Here is a 15313-nt window from a genome sequence, read left to right on the forward strand (position 1 = left end):
CATGTCCGCGACTTGAATGCTGTATGAAGTTTTTATGGAGAATTCGTGACAAGCAGCCGAAGTGAGCATCCGGTCACAAACCGGCAGCGCGCGATGTGGCAAACCGCTAGCGTAGGGCCTCGACCCCCTCCTGGCCCGGACGGATCAGGAACATCGTGACGCTGGCCCTGACGTGATCCCCCGCCGCGGGCTTCACCGCCGAGATCATGTGCGGGTTGCCGGTCTTTAAAATCACCATCCGGTTCGGCTTAGGCATCAGGTAATAGCCCATGCCCGCATCCATCAGCGCCTCGTTCACTTCGCGGTTGTCCAGGTGACCCGAGAGCTGCACCATGCCCCGCCCCATCACCTCCTTGGGCGCGATCATCGACGGGCCGTGGCTGTCGGGAATCTGCAGTGCAGAGGGGTGGGCGACGAACAGCTCGCCGCCCCACTGCACGTTCCAGTCGGGATGCGCGTAGTAGGTCACGCTGCCGGTGACCACCGACGGCGTATCGCGGTGCCAGTACAGGGCGCTGCCGCGTTCGTAGAGGCGCGGCGCCATGGCCACCGTGCGCCAGTCCCTGCCCTGGCGCCCGACCAGGTCGGCATACAGGTCGCCGCAACCGGCAAACGCCTCCACCAACAGGTCCAGCGCCGTGCCGGTGGGGTGGGCGAAGGCGCCCTCGTGGGCCTGGGCGACTTCGGCGGCCAGGGCGCCGTAATACACATCCGGCCCCCTGAACACGCGGCCGTCATCCAACCGCCAGGCACCGTGCAGGCCACGTGTATCGTTGGCGAAAAACGGCGCCACCTGGAACCAGCGCCACATCTGCTCAAAGGCATCTGGTGCCAGGAAATCGTCGATCACCACGAACTGGGCGCATTGGAAGGCGACTTTCATCGGTCGGTCCTCGCTGTCACTGCCGGGCGACAGTCGTGACATACGCCTGCAACACCCGGGGGCTAATTTGGGGCGAGAATTCTACGCCACGGAGATTGCCCTAACATGAACGCGCGCCGCACCCTCGCCAACGGGGTTCTTTTCGCCTGCACCGGCGCCCTGCTCGGTGCCTGCACTACCGCTACCACCCCGGAGACCGGAGACACCCCAGAGCACAGCGCGGCGGCGCAGTTCGTCTCGCCCTTCTTCGTCGAACTGGATTGCGAGCACGTTGGCTATATCCAGACCGGCGAGGCCGACGAACATATCGGGCCCATCTTCCGGCGCTTCGATATCGACGGTTCACGCAACATCAGCCGCCAGGAGTGGCTGGCCTACCGCTGGATGGAGAACAAGCAGTGGATGGCGCTGTCTTTCGATACCGCGGACAGCGACGATGACGCGCTGGTCAGCGTGGCGGAATTCCGCACCTACCTGATCTGGGCGATTGGTTCGCTGGATAGCGACAGCGACGGCGAGGTGCACCCCGAGGACCTGCAGCGCTACCTGCCGCAACCGGGTGCATAAATAAAAACGCCGGGGCGGAGCTGCTGCTCCACCCCGGCGCTAGCGGCGGGACCCTTACTTCACTTCGATGAAGATCGGGTTGGTGGTGAACGACAGGTTGGCCCAGGCTTCGACATCGGCGGTCAGCACGCCACCGATGTGCGGCGGGCAGGCCGGGTCGGCACAGGCGATGTTGTCATTCATGTTGTCCGGCAGGGGGTTGCCGTTGTAGTCACGCACGTTGGGGGTACCGGCGGGGATGTTGGTACCACGGGCGCGGATGTAGCTGTCCTCGTGGGGACGGAAGGTGTAGCTGGCGATGATCTTGCGCGCACCCTCGCCGCCCAGCGGACGGGCGTAGGAGAAGCTCTTGGCGATGCGCGTGGTCGGCGGGGCCATCGGCTCGAAGTACTCCGGATCCGCCGGCGTAAACTGCTTGCCGACAACACCGGTGATGAAGTCCACATGACGCAGGGACGGCTCGTTGATCGGCTCTTCGACACCCACCTGCAGCAGTGACGGGTTGTTGAAGAAGTACGGGCTGTTGTTCACACCCAGCGGGTCGTGGGCGATCAGGTTAACCACCACCGGACGACCGGGCTTGATGTAGAGGGTTTCACCCATGCTGGCGCAGGAGCCACCGGAGCAAGCCTGGAAGCTGAAGTCGCTGCTGATCAGCTGGCCCTGGACGGAGAACGAGTTGCCGCTGCGCAGGCTGTCGATGATGCTGAGCGCAGGGTCGTCACCGTAGTTGTCCATGTAGGTGAAGATCTCCTGGAACTCACCCGGCCAGAAGTCGTTGTCGGACTCGAAGTCCAGCGGGCCGAAGCTGCCGCGGGAGTGCCAGTCGGAAGACGCGAAGTACCAGAAGCGACGACCCTCGGACAGCATGGCGTCCCACATGGTGCGCACGCCGGGACGGCAGACGGTAACCTTGGCCGGATCCATGTCGTCGGGTACGTCGGAGTAGGCACCTGAGGCGCCGAAGTCGTCAGCGGTCAGCGGCTCGCCGTCGAAGTCCATGCCCGGACGCGCAGCTTCGGCACCGGCGTAACAACCCACGCCGCCGAAGGTATACAGGCCGGAAGAGGGACGACCGGCGTTGTAGCTGCCGCGGTTGAACTGGGCCTGGTGGCCGGGCTCGGACTCGAAGCCGAAGGCCACGTCGGGTGCCACGCTGTTCCAGTCGCGGAAGTGCTCGACGTTGAAACCCTCGTCGTCGTCCTCGATGAACGCGCCCTGGCGCTCGACGTGGGCACCGACGGAGAAGGACTCACCGGGGAAGTTCTCCTGCATCCACAGTACGGCCGCGGTGGACTTCACGTGCTCACCGTCGTCGCTGATGTTGATGCCACCGGCCAGCGTGCTGTTGTAGTCGGCAACGCCTTCTTCGGGACGGCCGTCGAACAGGGCCTTGATTTTCTCGTTGTTGGCTTCGGACAGTTCACAGGTCCAGCCCTGGCCGGCGCCGCCGGAGGTATCGTCGGAGTTGCGGGCGAAGCAGTACTCGAACTGGGCGATGGCGTCGGAGTTCGGCGCCTCGAGGTACTGGCCGGTGGAGATGGAGTTGGAGGAGTGCTCGTGACCGGGCACTACCCATTCCAGGCCGAGGAAGGCTTCCTTGTCTTCGTTGCCGGGCAGTTCGCGGGCAGTGATGATGCCCGGCAGGTTGTATTCCTGCAGGGACTGCCAGCGCCACATGCGCTCGACGTGGCCACCGTTCAGGGTGCTTTCGATGTAGTCGCCCTTGATCGCGGCGGAGTCGGTCTCCGGGCCGTCGCCCACGGTGTTGGCCCACAGACCGCCGTTGAAGGCGCTGTCGCGGTTCAGGTACAGGAAGTCGGAGACGCGGCAATCGCGCTCACCGGAACCGGAGTGGCCGACGTGGATGAACCAGTCCAGGTAGGACAGGGACTTCTCGGACAGCACTTCGACGCTGGTGGAGCCGTCGGAACAGGTCGTGTGGTTATGGAAATCGCCGGACAGGTATTCCCCTGCCGTGGCGCCACCCGAAACAGCGGCGACCGCTGCTGCCAGGGCGGCGGACATTACATTGGGTTTCATCAGTCAATATCCTCTGCTGGATTTTTGCATGGGTATAGCGAAAGGGCAGAGAGAGCCCCCAGGTATCAAAAAGCGTGCTAATTGCGCGGACTGCGCCAGTACTACGAAAACACGCGCCAGTGAAACTGGGGTGAACCGCAGGTGACCATTAGGTTTCCGTAACGTGACAGTAGGTGCAGGGAGCACAGAACAGGGAGCGCGGTCCGCCGCGCATGCGGGTTAACGGTAGTGTCACATTGGAGTTGTAGCCTGCGTCTTCGCCTGGGCCGCTTCGGCTGCACGCTCTTCCGGTGCGTTCCAGAGCCCAAGCCCGGAGACCCACGATCCCCCATGTCCAGAACCCTGACCGCCCTATTCCGTGAGCCCCTGCTGCAATTCCTGGCTATCGGCGCCGTCCTGTTTGCGCTGGACCACTACTTCACGCTGCAGCGTGACGACCCGCACCAGATCATCGTCGGCCCAGACCAGGTGTCAGAGTTGGTCAACGTATTCTTCCAGGGCCAGGGGCGCCTGCCCGAGCAGGAGGAAATCGACAACCTGATCGTGAAGTGGAGCCAGAACGAGATCTTCTACCGCGAGGCGCGGGCCATGGGTCTGGACCAGGGCGACGAGATGATGCGCAACCGCCTGGTGCTGAAGATGCGCAATGTCATCTTCAACCGGGTGGTGGAACAGCCCCCAGAAGACGGGGAGTTGCAGCAGTGGTTCGAGCTCAATCGCGCCAACTACGACATCCCGGAGCGCTACTCGCTGGAACTGCTCACCCCCGAAGGGACTACGGACGCGGCGGCGGCGGATGCGATGGCCGCCAGCTATAACGGGCCCGGTGCCGCGCAGCCGGCCGAATCCCACCATTACTCCCGGCGCTCGGCCGATAACCTGGCCTCGATGTTCGACGACGCCAGCCGCGATACGCTGCTGGCCGCCCCCGCAGGACAGTGGGTGGCCATCGCCCCCGAGGACAAGTGGCTGCTGGCCCGTGTCGTGGAAGTTCACCCGGCAGTACCGGCAGAGTTCGAGACTGTGAAGACCCAGGTTGCACGCGACTTCAAGAAAGCCGCAAGCGGCATGCAGGTCAGTGATATGGCGACCGAGATCGCCGACAAGTACCAGTTGCACCTGGAATTCGACGACGGCGATATTCGCGAGATCCTCGCCAATACCACGACCTACGATGTGGGTCCGGTCACCGCCCAGAGCCGTAGCCTGAAGGCCCGCGCCGGCGTCACCAATGCCGGGAACGACTCGTAATGGCAGGCCGCTACCGCTGGCTGAGCCGGTGCCTGCTGCTGTGGACCTGCCTGCTGGGTAGCGGCGCGGCGCACTCCCATGAAACCCCCGTCGCCCTGCTGACCATAAAGGAAGGTATAGCCGGCACCTACTGGCTGGAGTGGACCTACTACTCCTCGCGCAACGACGTGCCGCCCCAGGTGCGCTGGCCCGGACACTGCTTCGAGGACTACCCGCGCCTGGAGTGCGGCGAGCAGGGACTGGTCGGCGAGGTGGTCATGCCCGAGATCGGTGACAAATACTCGGCCGCCGTAGTGCAGGTGCGACGCCAGGGGGCCGCGCCACGCAGCTACACCCTGACCGGCGGCAATCCGCGCATGGTGGTCACCGCCGACGGCACGGTGCCCTGGCAGACCATCGCCGCCGCCTACATACCGCTGGGTATCGAGCACATCATGCTCGGCGTGGACCACCTGCTGTTCGTGCTCGGCCTGTTGCTGCTGGTACACGGCACGCGCTCGCTGGTGACCACGATCACCTCTTTCACCGTAGCACACAGCATCACCCTGGCCGCGGCCACGCTCGGCTGGGTCGGCATACCCGACAAACCGGTCAACGCGTGCATCGCACTGAGTATCGTCGTGGTCGTGGTGGAGGTGATCAAGCACCGGCGCGGTGAACACTGCCTGAGCGCGCGCCTGCCCTGGCTCATCGCCTTCGGCTTCGGCCTGTTGCACGGCTTCGGCTTTGCCGGCGCCATGAGCAATGTGGGACTGCCGCCGGAGAGCCTGCCCGCCGCCCTGCTGTTCTTCAATGTCGGCGTGGAGGTCGGCCAACTGGCCTTCGTATTGACCGTGCTCGGCCTGTACCACGCGCACCGTGTGCTGCAGGCGCGGCTGCCCGCCTGGTGCAGCCAGGCCGGCATCTACGGCGTGGGCAGTATCGCCAGTTACTGGTTCATCGGCCGCTTCGCCGCACTGCTGGCCACCTGAGCAAACCGAGTCCGGGAGGAATAACCATGCACGACAGCCTGCGAACAACACCGTACTGGCGCTCACTGGCCGCGATCGTACTCACGCTGGGCAGCCTGCCGGCCTGGGCGCACGTGGAGCAGGGTGTCGCCGGGGGGCTGGTCAGCGGCCTGCTGCACCCGGTCATGGGCCCGGACCACCTGGTGGCCATGGTGGCCGTGGGCCTGTGGGGCGCGCAGCTGGGCGCCCCGGCCATCTGGTTGCTGCCCGTCGTGTTCCCCGTGGTCATGGCCCTCGGCGGCCTGTTCGGGGTGGCCGGCGTGCCCCTGCCCTTCATCGAGTTCGGTATCGCCCTCTCCGCGCTGTTGCTGGGCCTGGCCGTAGCCGCCCGCTTTCGCGCCAACCTCGTGGTGATGGCGGTACTGGTCGGGTTGTTCGCCATATTCCACGGCCACGCCCACGGCACTGAACTGCCGCAGTCCGCCAACGCGATGGCCTTCGGCGTGGGCTTCGTGATCTCCACCGGCCTGCTGCACCTCGCCGGCATTCTCATCGGCCTGCTGGTGCGCTGGCCTGTGGGCTCAGCTGTGGTCCGCGCCTGCGGCGCCGGGATCGCTGCCATCGGCCTGTACTACCTCTCCGCCGCGAGCGGGCTGGCGTAGGTCCGGCATGTTGCGCAACCGTCCCATAAGGCGCTGGCACGCCGCGCTCGTACCAATCGCCCTGCTGGCCAGCACACCGGCCCACGCCCACCTGGTCTCGACCCGCTTCGGCGAGTTCTATGCCGGTCTGCTGCATCCCCTGACCACGCTCAGCCATGTGGTGCCCTGGGTTGCCCTGGGATTACTGGCGGCCGTGCAGGGCATACGCGGCGCCCGCTGGAACCTGCTCGCCTTTCCCCTCGCCGTCGCTATCGGCGTATTGCTGGGCAGCTGGCTGCCCGGTTTCGACGCCGGGCTGCAGTGGGGCAACATCGCCTCCATCGTGTTGCTCGGGGCACTGCTGGCCACGGCGGTCGCACTGCCCATGCCTGCCTTCCTGGGCCTCAGCGTGTTGTTCGGGCTGAGCCACGGCTACACCAACGTGGTCAGCGAACTGGAGGGACGCGCCCTGCTGCTCTACACCACTGGCGTCGCCTGTGCCGGCTACCTGCTGGTGGCCCTGCTCGGGGCCGGCGCGCTGGTCGTGGTGCGCCAGAACTGGGGGCTGGTCGCGGTGCGCGCACTGGGCAGCTGGATTCTCGCCGCTGGCGTCATTTTCGCGGGCTTCAGCCTGCTCGGGCAGCCCGGTGCGTGACACCTGCGCGGGTGTCACCGGCCAGGGCACTGCGGCGGAGGCCCGGGCCGTGCCTGCGTCCCGCGGCAACCTGCTCCTGCTGCACGCGGTCCTGCTCTGCTCAGGCTTTGCCGGCCTCGGCTACCAGATGGCCTGGACGCGCATGCTGTCGGTGTCGCTGGGCCACGAATACATCGCCATGCTGGCGGTGCTGGCCGCATTTTTTGTGGGACTCGCACTGGGTGGGCTGTGCCTCAACCGCCGCCTGCGCGAGACCCCTCATCCCGGAAGATGGTACATCGGCCTGGAGCTGTTGATCGGCCTGTGGGCGCTCGCCCTCGTCGTCCTGCTCCCGGCCCTGAATACCGCCATCCCGCAATGGATAGACACCGACCCCGGCCCGCTGCGTCACTGGGGTATCGCCTTCGGCATCTCGCTGATGGCCCTGTTACCGGCTACCGCGGCCATGGGGGCGACCCTGCCGGGGGTGGAGCGCCTCGCGCTGGCCCGCACGCCCGGGCACCAAGCCATGCCCGGGCTGTACGCGGCGAACACCGCGGGCGCGATGCTCGGCACACTGCTCGCCACCTTTTTCCTACTGCCGTGGCTGGGACTGGAGCACACCCTGCTGTTGTTCGCCGCGGTCAATTTCGCGGTGGCCGCGGCGGTACTCCCCCATGCCCGCCGTGCCGCGCCTGCTGCCCCTGCGCAAAGACAAACGGCCAGCGACCCGGTCGGGACAGACGCTCCCGGCATCCTTCCCCTCCTGTTCCTGACCGGACTGCTTGGCATCGGCTTCGAGGTCTTGGTGGTGCGCGTGCTCGCCCAGGTGCTGGAGGGCACCGTCTACAGCTTCGCCGCGGTACTGACGGTGTACCTGCTGGGCACGGCGCTGGGTGCCGCCCTGTACCAGCGGCGCCTGGACCGGGCGGGCGAAGGTGACGACTGGGCGCGGCTTGCCACCACCTTATTGTTCGCCACCGCGAGCTGCTGCCTGCTGGGCAGCGCCGTCCTGTGGCTCACGGACACTATCTACCGCGGCATCTTCGACCTGCTCGGGCCGGGCGACCTCACCGGCCTGGTCGCGGAACTCGCCGTCGCGGCCAGCGTTTTTTTACTGCCGACAGTGTGCATGGGTGCGCTGTTCAGCCACCTCGCCCAGCGCGGCAAACAGGTTCACGGCCTGGGACTGGTACTGGGCATCAACACGCTCGGGGGCGCGCTGGCGCCGCTGTTGTTCGGTGTGCTGGCACTGCCCCTGCTCGGCGCGAAACTCGCCCTGCTCGCACTGTGCGCCGCCTACCTGCTGCTGCCGCTGGCGGGGCTGGCGAGGGCCGCGCGCTGGCCGCTGGCGGTACCCGGCGTGCTGGCCCTGCTTGCGATCCTGTTCGCGCCGCTGCCCCTGCGCTTTGTGCCCACGCAGGACGGCAGCCAGGTGCTGGCCTACCGCGAGGGCGTGGTCGCCGCTGTGGCGGTGATCGAGGAACCCGACGGCAATCGCCATCTCGCGGTGAACAACCATTTCATCATGGGCGGCACCGCCAGCCGTTTCTCCGACCACCGGCAGACCCACCTGCCGCTGCTCTGGCACGGCGAGGCGCGCAGCGTGCTGTACCTGGGGCTCGGTACCGGCATTACCCTGCAGGCGTCCAAGTACCACCCGCAGCTGGCGGTCACTGGCGTCGAGCTGGTCCCAGAGATGCTCTCGCTGATGCCGCTGTTCGACGTCGATGTGAAAGGAGCCGACTGGCGCCAGCCCCCGCGACTGCTGGCCGCGGACGCGAGGCGTTTTGTCACCGCGGACAGCGGCAGCTACGACGTGATCATCGCCGAGGTCTTCCACCCCTCGCGCGATGGCGCCGGATCGCTGTACACGGTGGAGCACTTTCGCGCGGTACGCGAGCGGCTGGCGAATGACGGCCTGTTCTGCCAGTGGCTGCCCCTGTTCCAACTGGAGCTGGATACCCTGCAGCTGATCACCCGCAGTTTCCTCGAGGTGTTCCCGGACGCGCAGATGCACCTGGCGCACTTCAGCCTCGGCCAGCCGCTGCTGTGCCTGCTCGGGCGCAGGGGCGACAACCGCTTCCAGGACGACTGGCTGCTGGAGCGCGTGCACGACCGCACCCTGCAGGCGCAGCTGGTACAACTGCACCTCAACTCTGATTTCGCCCTGTTCGGCGGCTACCTGGGCGGCGCCCGGGCCCTGCGGGCCTTCGCCGGCGAAGGCCCCCTGAATACCGACGACAACCCGAGGGTCACCTACAGCGCGCCGTCGTTCGTGTATGGCACGCCCGCGGCGCCGGCCGCGCGCCTGTTACAACTCAACGCCGCGCTGGCCCCCCTGCGCGGCAGCCTGCTGCCGGAGCGCGAGTCGCAGTCCGACTTCGATGCGCGCCTGCGGGCCTACTGGCGTGCGCGCGATGCCTTCCTCGCCGCCGGCGTGGGTATCCGGCCCAGCGCCGACGTGGCGGCGATGCTGCAGCAGGTGCGCGAGCCGCTGCTGGAGGTGGTGCGCATGAGCCCCGACTTCCTGCCCGCCTATGAACCCCTGCTGCAAATGGCGCGCTCGCTGGCCGCCAGCAACCCGCGCGCCGCGCTGGACCTGCTGCAGGACCTCGAGCAGGCGAACCCGGAGGCGCCCTGGGCACGGCGCCTGCAACAGCAGATCCTCGCCCGCTAACCAGGGCAGGCAAGAAAAAGGACACCCGGCATGAACCTCTCAGGCAATACCGTACCCGCCTTCATCACCCCGGTAATCAACTACCTGTGGCCGGACAGCGAAACGCTGAATGCGCGGCTGGCGGAGCTGGTGCAGGACATGGCAAACAGCGAGGCGGGGCTGAACCGGAGCAATGTCGGCGGCTGGCATTCAGGGATGGATTTCCTGCAGCGCGACGACGAGGCGATCAACACCTTGCGTCAGCGGATGCGCGAATTCGCGGAGAGCGTCCTGCGCCAGTTCGCCCACGCCGATGCTGCGCAGGCACCGATGAATTTTTCCCTCGAGGGTTGGGCCAACCTGCTGCGCCAGGGGCAGTACAACAGCGTGCACTGCCACCCCAACGCCGCCTGGTCCATGGTCTACTACGTGACCTCGAACCAGCAGGTGGCGGATAACCCGTTCAGCGGCAAGCTGGAACTGATCGACCCGCGTCCCGGCGCCGGGCTGACCTACTCCGAGCAGACCACGCTGTACGGGCGCTTCCTGGTGAATCCCCACGCCGGACAGATGCTGGCCTTCCCGGCCTGGCTGCAACACCAGGTCCACCCCTGCGCCGGCGACGGCACGCGTATCTCCATCGCCGCGAACGTGCTGGTGGGCTGAGCGCCGGGCATTGCGCCCGGGATCAATCCCAGCGAAGCCCGCGTTATTCCTGTACGAAATTCACTTCGTAGTCCCAGCTCTTCAGCCGGTGCGGCAGGGCATTGAGCGCTACCGTAATGCGCTCCTCGCCCTGGTTGGGCGGCACCGCGTGCAGCATGTAGCTGGGAAACAGCAGCAGGTCACCGCGATTGAGCTCCTCGGGTACCCAGCGGTCCGCGTTATAGGGCGTGGTGGCACTGTCCGCGTGCTTGTTGGTAAACACGAAGTCCGCGCCACCCATGCTGCGGTGAAAGATGGTGCGCGCCGACGGGTGCACGTCGGTGAGATAGAGCACGGCGGAAATAAAGCTGTTGGCGTGCGAGTGAATGAGCTGGTGGCCGCCGGTAGAGGACACGTTCATCCACATTTCCTTGATCGTCCAGTCGAGGTTTTCGCCAAACAACAGGAAGCCGAAATCTCGCAGGTAGGGCTGCAGCAGTGCGGGCAGGTCCGCGATTTCGGCCACCTCCCGGGCACTCATCGGCTCGGTGTGAGTGAGCAGGTTGGTCTGGGTATTGTGGTGCCGCGGCTGCTCGCGGATATGTTCAACCAGGGTCTGGATAAGCGCTTCGTCCAGCGCAGCGGGCACCCGCATGACGGGCGTGGGAAACAGGTTTTCTATGTGCATGTCGGCCTTCGATTCGCGGGAAGGTGTAGATCCGGTCCAGGCGCGACTGGCGCGGGACAAAAACGCACCTCGGCTATTCCCGACACCGAAAGCCAGCGCTCCGGCAAGACGCGCGACAGTAACCACCGTCCATTATCCGGCCTTACGCGGTCGTCTTTATGAATCTTACGTGAAGCAAGTGTGACGACCGGCTGGTGACGCCTCGGCAAGGCACGCCGTACGCCAGGGCCGACACACTGATCTGGCAGCCGTGACCCGCCCGCAACAGGGCCCGACCGAGAACAGCCGGGCACAAAAAAGGGGGCCGAAGCCCCCTGTATTCGCTGTGACGAGCGGCCGATCAGTCAGCCGCTTGCTCCGCGGGCTCGCCGGCGTCGGCTTCGTCATCCAGCAGTTCCTTGATGGACAGCTTGATGCGACCGCGCTGATCGACGTCGAGGACCTTCACCTGCACCTGCTGGCCTTCGCTCAGGTGGTCGGACACGTTCTCCACACGCTCGTTGGCGATCTGGGAGATGTGTACCAGGCCATCCTTGCCGGGCAGGATGTTGACGAAGGCGCCGAAGTCCACGATGCGCGCGACGGTGCCGTTGTAGACGGCGCCGACTTCCGCTTCCGCGGTGATTTCCTGGATCATCTCCAGGGCCTTGTCGCGGGCGGCGGAGTCCTGGCCGAAGATGCGCACGGTGCCGTCGTCGTCGATGTCGACGGTGGCGCCGGACTGCTCGGTGATGGAGCGGATGGTAGCGCCGCCCTTACCGATGATGTCGCGGATCTTGTCGGAATCGACCTTGATGGTGACCATGGACGGCGCGTTCTCGGAGGTAACCTCACGCGGCTTGTCCAGTACCTGGTTCATCTGGCCGAGGATGTGCAGGCGGGCCTGCTGGGCCTGTTCCAGGGCGGTCTCCATGATCTGGGCGGTGATGCCCTCGATCTTGATGTCCATCTGCAGGGCGGTGACGCCCTCGGCGGTACCGGCGACCTTGAAGTCCATGTCGCCGAGGTGGTCTTCGTCACCCAGGATGTCGGTCAGCACGGCGAACTGGTTGCCGTCCTTGACCAGGCCCATGGCGATACCGGCGACCGGCGCCTTCAGCGGCACACCGGCGGCCATCAGTGCCAGCGAGCCGACACACACGGAAGCCATGGAGGATGAACCGTTGGACTCGGTGATCTCGGAGACCACGCGCACGGTGTAGGGGAACTCTTCCTCACCCGGCAGCACGGCGGCCAGGCCGCGGCGCGCGAGGCGGCCGTGGCCGGTTTCGCGGCGGCTGGTGAAGCCCACGCGGCCAGCCTCGCCCACCGAGTAGGGGGGGAAGTTGTAGTGCAGCATGAACGGGTCGCGACGCTCGCCTTCCAGGGCGTCGATGATCTGCGCGTCACGGGTGGAACCCAGGGTGACGGCGCCGATAGCCTGGGTTTCGCCGCGGGTGAAGAGGGCGGAACCGTGGGCCTTGGCCAGCAGGTCGACTTCGCAGGCGATGGCGCGCACGGTGCGCGTGTCGCGACCGTCGATGCGCGGCTCGCCGGCCAGGATGCGCTTGCGCACCAGGTTCTTCTCGACTTTCTTGAAGATGTCCTTCACTTCGTCGGCGCTGGGGCCTTCCTCGCTCGCCAGTGCTGCCACAGCGGCGTCGCGGATCTGGCTGACGCGCTCGTAGCGCGCGGCCTTCTCGGTGATGCGGTAGGCTTCGCCGAGGTCGGCCTTGGCCTGTGCTTCAACCGCCGCCAGCAGTTCTTCGTTGACCGCGGGCGCCTGCCATTCCCAGCGCGGCTTGCCGGCTTCCGCCGCCAGCTCGTTGATCGCCTGAATGACGGTCTGCAGTTCCTGGTGCGCGAACAGCACGGCGCCCAGCATCTGGTCTTCGGTCAGTTCCTTGGCCTCGGACTCCACCATCAGGACCGCGTCGGCGGTGCCGGCGACGACCATGTCGAGCTTGGACTCTTTCAGCTTCGAGTAGGTGGGGTTCAGCAGGTAGCCTTCGCTCTCGGTGAAACCGACGCGGGCACCGCCGATCGGGCCGCCGAAAGGTACGCCGGAGATGGCCAGGGCGGCGGAGGTGCCGATCATGGCGGGGATATCCGGGTCGATGTCCTTGTCCGCCGACATCACGGTACAAACCACTTGTACCTCATTCATGAAACCATTGGGGAACAGCGGGCGGATAGGACGGTCGATCAGGCGCGAAGTCAGGGTCTCCTTCTCACTGGGTCGGGCTTCGCGCTTGAAGAAACCGCCAGGGATCTTGCCTACGGAGTAGGTCTTTTCGATGTAGTGGACAGCCAGGGGGAAGAAGTCCTTGCCCGGCTGCGGGGCCTTTTCGGCCACGACGGTACACAGTACCGAGGTGTTCTCGACGGTCACCAGGACCGAACCGGTCGCCTGGCGGGCGATACGGCCGGTTTCCAGGGTGACGGTCTGACCACCGTACTGGAAAGTTTTAGTTACTGGATTCACTCTTTTTCTCCAATTCCAATAATGACAACCGGGGGCATGGCCCCCGGTGGTTCAAGCAGCTTAGCGGCGCAGACCCAGACGCTTGATCAGGTCGCTGTAACGCGCGACATCCTTGCGCTTCAGGTAGTCCAGCAGTTTGCGGCGCTGGTTGACCATGCGGATCAGGCCGCGACGTGAGTGGTGGTCGCCCTTGTGCTGCTGGAAGTGTCCCTGCAGCTGGTCGATATTCGCTGACAACAGCGCGACCTGTACTTCGGGGGAACCGGTATCGCCCTCACCTGTCTGGTACTCTTTGACGATTGCTGCTTTTTGCTCAGCGTTCAAAGCCATTTTTCATTTCCTCTTACGTAATCTGCCCGGGGCGGCACACCGCCCGCGTTAATGAAAGAGCCTGTCCGTGCAGATTGACAGACAGGTTCGCGCCACCCAACGGTGGCTGTACTGCGGCACGGCCAGCGACGTCCTGTCGCCCACCGCACACGCCCCCTGTGGGAGCACACCTGGCCGAGGGCCAGTGGCAGCGCTTCCTGCGCCGCCGGCGAGCCGCTGTCAGCGACTCACCACCAGTCGACGGGGCGCCACGCGCCCGTCGTCCAAGATTTCCCCTACCCCGAGGAATTCGCCGCTTTCCAGGGCGACGCGCACAATACCATTGCACGGTGCATTTGGCACCAGCACCGGCTGGCCCTGGCGCAGGTAGAATCCGCCGGATTCCGTCAGGCGTACCAGGGGCAAAGCATCCAACGCGGTGTCGGCGGGCAGCAGCAGGCCGTCCATCCGCGCCAGTTCGTCATTCTGTTTCAGGCTCTCCAGGGTCTGCAGGGTAACCGCGTCCTGCAGGCCGAACGGCCCGGCCTGGGTGCGGCGCAGGGCGCCGACATGGGCGCCGCAACCGAGCACCTTGCCGAGGTCTTCGGCCAGGGAGCGCACATACGTCCCTTTGCTGCACTCCAGGTAGATGTCCGCCTCGGGTTTCGGACCTGCGCGAAACGCGCGCAGTTCCAGCCGCTTGATCTCTACCCGCCGCGCCTCGCGCTCCACCTCGATGCCCTGGCGCGCCAGCTTGTACAGCGGCTGGCCGTCGCGCTTGATCGCCGAGTACATCGACGGCACCTGCTCGATCTCGCCCTCGAAGCCGCGCAGGGCTGTGGCGACATCCGACTCGGTGAGATCGCTGGCGTCGCGCTCCTCGAGCAACTCGCCATCGGCATCGCCGGTGGCAGTAGTGGCACCCATTATTACGGTGCTGGCATAGGCCTTGTCGGCGTCCAGCAGGTACTGGGAAAACTTCGTCGCCTCGCCGAAACACAGCGGCAGTACGCCGGTGGCCAGCGGGTCCAGGCTGCCGGTGTGGCCCGCCTTGGCCGCAAAAAACAGGCGCTTGGCGATCTGCAACGCCTGGTTGGAGCTCATGCCCGAGGGCTTGTCCAACACCAGGATACCGTCTATCGGCCGCCCCTTGCGTCGCCGCGCCACGGGCTACTGGTCCTCCGCCGGGTCGTCGCGCAGGCCCAGTTCGCGGTCGGCATCGGCGGCCTTGCGAATCAGCGCTTCCATCTCGCGGCCGCGACCCACGCTGCTGTCGAAATAGAAACGCAGTTGCGGCACGCTGCGCATGGTGCTGTCGCGGGACAGCTGGCTGCGCAGGAAACCGGCCATGCCGTTGAGCACCTCGGTGACCTTCTCTGCCTCGGCGGCGGAGTCCGCACCGAGCAGCGTGTAATACACCTTGGCGTGACCGAGGTCGCGGCTGACCTGGACACCGGTCACGCTGACCATACCGACCCGCGGGTCGCGCACCTCGCGCTGCAACAGCACCGCGAGCTCGCGCTGCAGGTGATCCGCCACGCGCTGGGTGCGGGAAAATTCCCTGGCCATTGCAGCACCG

At 65.9% G+C, this 15313-nt stretch carries 14 protein-coding genes; 7 read left to right on the forward strand and 7 right to left on the reverse strand.

From position 1 onward, the window contains the following. Positions 1–106 precede the first annotated feature (106 nt). A complete protein-coding gene (locus E4634_RS20255; protein ID WP_135446503.1) occupies positions 107–925 on the reverse strand; it encodes a 2OG-Fe(II) oxygenase in 819 nt (272 codons plus the stop codon). Positions 926–988: 63 nt separating this feature from the next. Here E4634_RS20255 and E4634_RS20260 point away from each other — a divergent pair, with 63 nt between their 5' ends. Continuing rightward, positions 989–1450, forward strand: coding sequence for an EF-hand domain-containing protein (locus tag E4634_RS20260; RefSeq protein ID WP_135446504.1), 462 nt, complete (start codon positions 989–991; stop codon positions 1448–1450). Between the two features lie 54 nt (positions 1451–1504). Here the strand turns inward: E4634_RS20260 and E4634_RS20265 are convergent, their stop codons facing one another. Next, positions 1505–3493, reverse strand: coding sequence for a hypothetical protein (locus tag E4634_RS20265; RefSeq protein ID WP_135446505.1), 1989 nt, complete (start codon positions 3491–3493; stop codon positions 1505–1507). 330 nt (positions 3494–3823) lie between these two features. Here E4634_RS20265 and E4634_RS20270 point away from each other — a divergent pair, with 330 nt between their 5' ends. Genes E4634_RS20270 through E4634_RS20295 form a run of 6 tightly spaced genes read left to right on the forward strand, consistent with a single transcriptional unit; the run spans position 3824 to position 10294 of the window. Then, on the forward strand, positions 3824–4744 hold the full coding sequence (locus E4634_RS20270; RefSeq protein WP_135446506.1) for a peptidyl-prolyl cis-trans isomerase: 921 nt from the start codon (positions 3824–3826) through the stop codon (positions 4742–4744). After that, a complete protein-coding gene (locus E4634_RS20275; protein ID WP_135446507.1) occupies positions 4744–5715 on the forward strand; it encodes a HupE/UreJ family protein in 972 nt (323 codons plus the stop codon). Before E4634_RS20270 ends, E4634_RS20275 begins: the two co-directional genes overlap by 1 nt. A 26-nt stretch (positions 5716–5741) precedes the next feature. After that, positions 5742–6356 carry a HupE/UreJ family protein gene (locus E4634_RS20280; RefSeq protein ID WP_135446508.1) on the forward strand — a complete coding sequence of 205 codons (615 nt, stop codon included), beginning with the start codon at positions 5742–5744 and terminating at the stop codon, positions 6354–6356. Positions 6357–6363: 7 nt separating this feature from the next. Continuing rightward, the gene (locus E4634_RS20285; RefSeq protein ID WP_135446509.1) at positions 6364–6990 is read left to right on the forward strand and encodes a HupE/UreJ family protein; all 627 of its coding nucleotides are present in this window, start codon (positions 6364–6366) and stop codon (positions 6988–6990) included. Between the two features lie 49 nt (positions 6991–7039). Next, positions 7040–9649, forward strand: coding sequence for a fused MFS/spermidine synthase (locus E4634_RS20290; protein WP_135446510.1), 2610 nt, complete (start codon positions 7040–7042; stop codon positions 9647–9649). Positions 9650–9679: 30 nt separating this feature from the next. Further along, positions 9680–10294, forward strand: a complete 615-nt coding sequence (locus E4634_RS20295; RefSeq protein WP_135446511.1) for a TIGR02466 family protein — start codon at positions 9680–9682, stop codon at positions 10292–10294. A gap of 43 nt (positions 10295–10337) precedes the next feature. On the opposite strand, the gene E4634_RS20300 is transcribed toward E4634_RS20295, so the two are convergent. The 5 genes from E4634_RS20300 to rbfA form a co-directional block, all read right to left on the reverse strand. Next, on the reverse strand, positions 10338–10961 hold the full coding sequence (locus tag E4634_RS20300; protein WP_135446512.1) for a putative 2OG-Fe(II) oxygenase: 624 nt from the start codon (positions 10959–10961) through the stop codon (positions 10338–10340). A gap of 340 nt (positions 10962–11301) precedes the next feature. Next, complete coding sequence (gene pnp, locus E4634_RS20305; RefSeq protein WP_135446513.1) at positions 11302–13425, reverse strand: polyribonucleotide nucleotidyltransferase; 2124 nt, start codon at positions 13423–13425, stop codon at positions 11302–11304. A gap of 60 nt (positions 13426–13485) precedes the next feature. After that, the gene (gene rpsO, locus E4634_RS20310; protein ID WP_135446514.1) at positions 13486–13755 is read right to left on the reverse strand and encodes a 30S ribosomal protein S15; all 270 of its coding nucleotides are present in this window, start codon (positions 13753–13755) and stop codon (positions 13486–13488) included. A gap of 219 nt (positions 13756–13974) precedes the next feature. Beyond that, positions 13975–14901, reverse strand: coding sequence for a tRNA pseudouridine(55) synthase TruB (gene truB, locus E4634_RS20315; protein ID WP_135446515.1), 927 nt, complete (start codon positions 14899–14901; stop codon positions 13975–13977). A gap of 3 nt (positions 14902–14904) precedes the next feature. Next, entirely contained in the window at positions 14905–15303 is a 399-nt protein-coding gene (gene rbfA / locus E4634_RS20320) for a 30S ribosome-binding factor RbfA (protein ID WP_135446516.1), read from the reverse strand. Between the last annotated feature and the right edge of the window lie 10 nt (positions 15304–15313).

Origin of the sequence: Mangrovimicrobium sediminis, assembly GCF_004745945.1 — a bacterium.
Taxonomy (GTDB): Bacteria; Pseudomonadota; Gammaproteobacteria; order Pseudomonadales; family Halieaceae; genus Mangrovimicrobium; species Mangrovimicrobium sediminis.

Excerpts from the sequence above, each read along its gene's own strand:
- E4634_RS20255 (WP_135446503.1), bottom strand. The coding sequence starts at position 925 with ATGTCACGACTGTCGCCCGGCAGTGACAGCGAGGACCGACCGATGAAA.
- E4634_RS20260 (WP_135446504.1), top strand. The coding sequence starts at position 989 with ATGAACGCGCGCCGCACCCTCGCCAACGGGGTTCTTTTCGCCTGCACC.
- E4634_RS20265 (WP_135446505.1), bottom strand. The coding sequence starts at position 3,493 with ATGAAACCCAATGTAATGTCCGCCGCCCTGGCAGCAGCGGTCGCCGCT.
- E4634_RS20270 (WP_135446506.1), top strand. The coding sequence starts at position 3,824 with ATGTCCAGAACCCTGACCGCCCTATTCCGTGAGCCCCTGCTGCAATTC.
- E4634_RS20275 (WP_135446507.1), top strand. The coding sequence starts at position 4,744 with ATGGCAGGCCGCTACCGCTGGCTGAGCCGGTGCCTGCTGCTGTGGACC.
- E4634_RS20280 (WP_135446508.1), top strand. The coding sequence starts at position 5,742 with ATGCACGACAGCCTGCGAACAACACCGTACTGGCGCTCACTGGCCGCG.
- E4634_RS20285 (WP_135446509.1), top strand. The coding sequence starts at position 6,364 with ATGTTGCGCAACCGTCCCATAAGGCGCTGGCACGCCGCGCTCGTACCA.
- E4634_RS20295 (WP_135446511.1), top strand. The coding sequence starts at position 9,680 with ATGAACCTCTCAGGCAATACCGTACCCGCCTTCATCACCCCGGTAATC.
- E4634_RS20300 (WP_135446512.1), bottom strand. The coding sequence starts at position 10,961 with ATGCACATAGAAAACCTGTTTCCCACGCCCGTCATGCGGGTGCCCGCT.
- rpsO (WP_135446514.1), bottom strand. The coding sequence starts at position 13,755 with ATGGCTTTGAACGCTGAGCAAAAAGCAGCAATCGTCAAAGAGTACCAG.
- rbfA (WP_135446516.1), bottom strand. The coding sequence starts at position 15,303 with ATGGCCAGGGAATTTTCCCGCACCCAGCGCGTGGCGGATCACCTGCAG.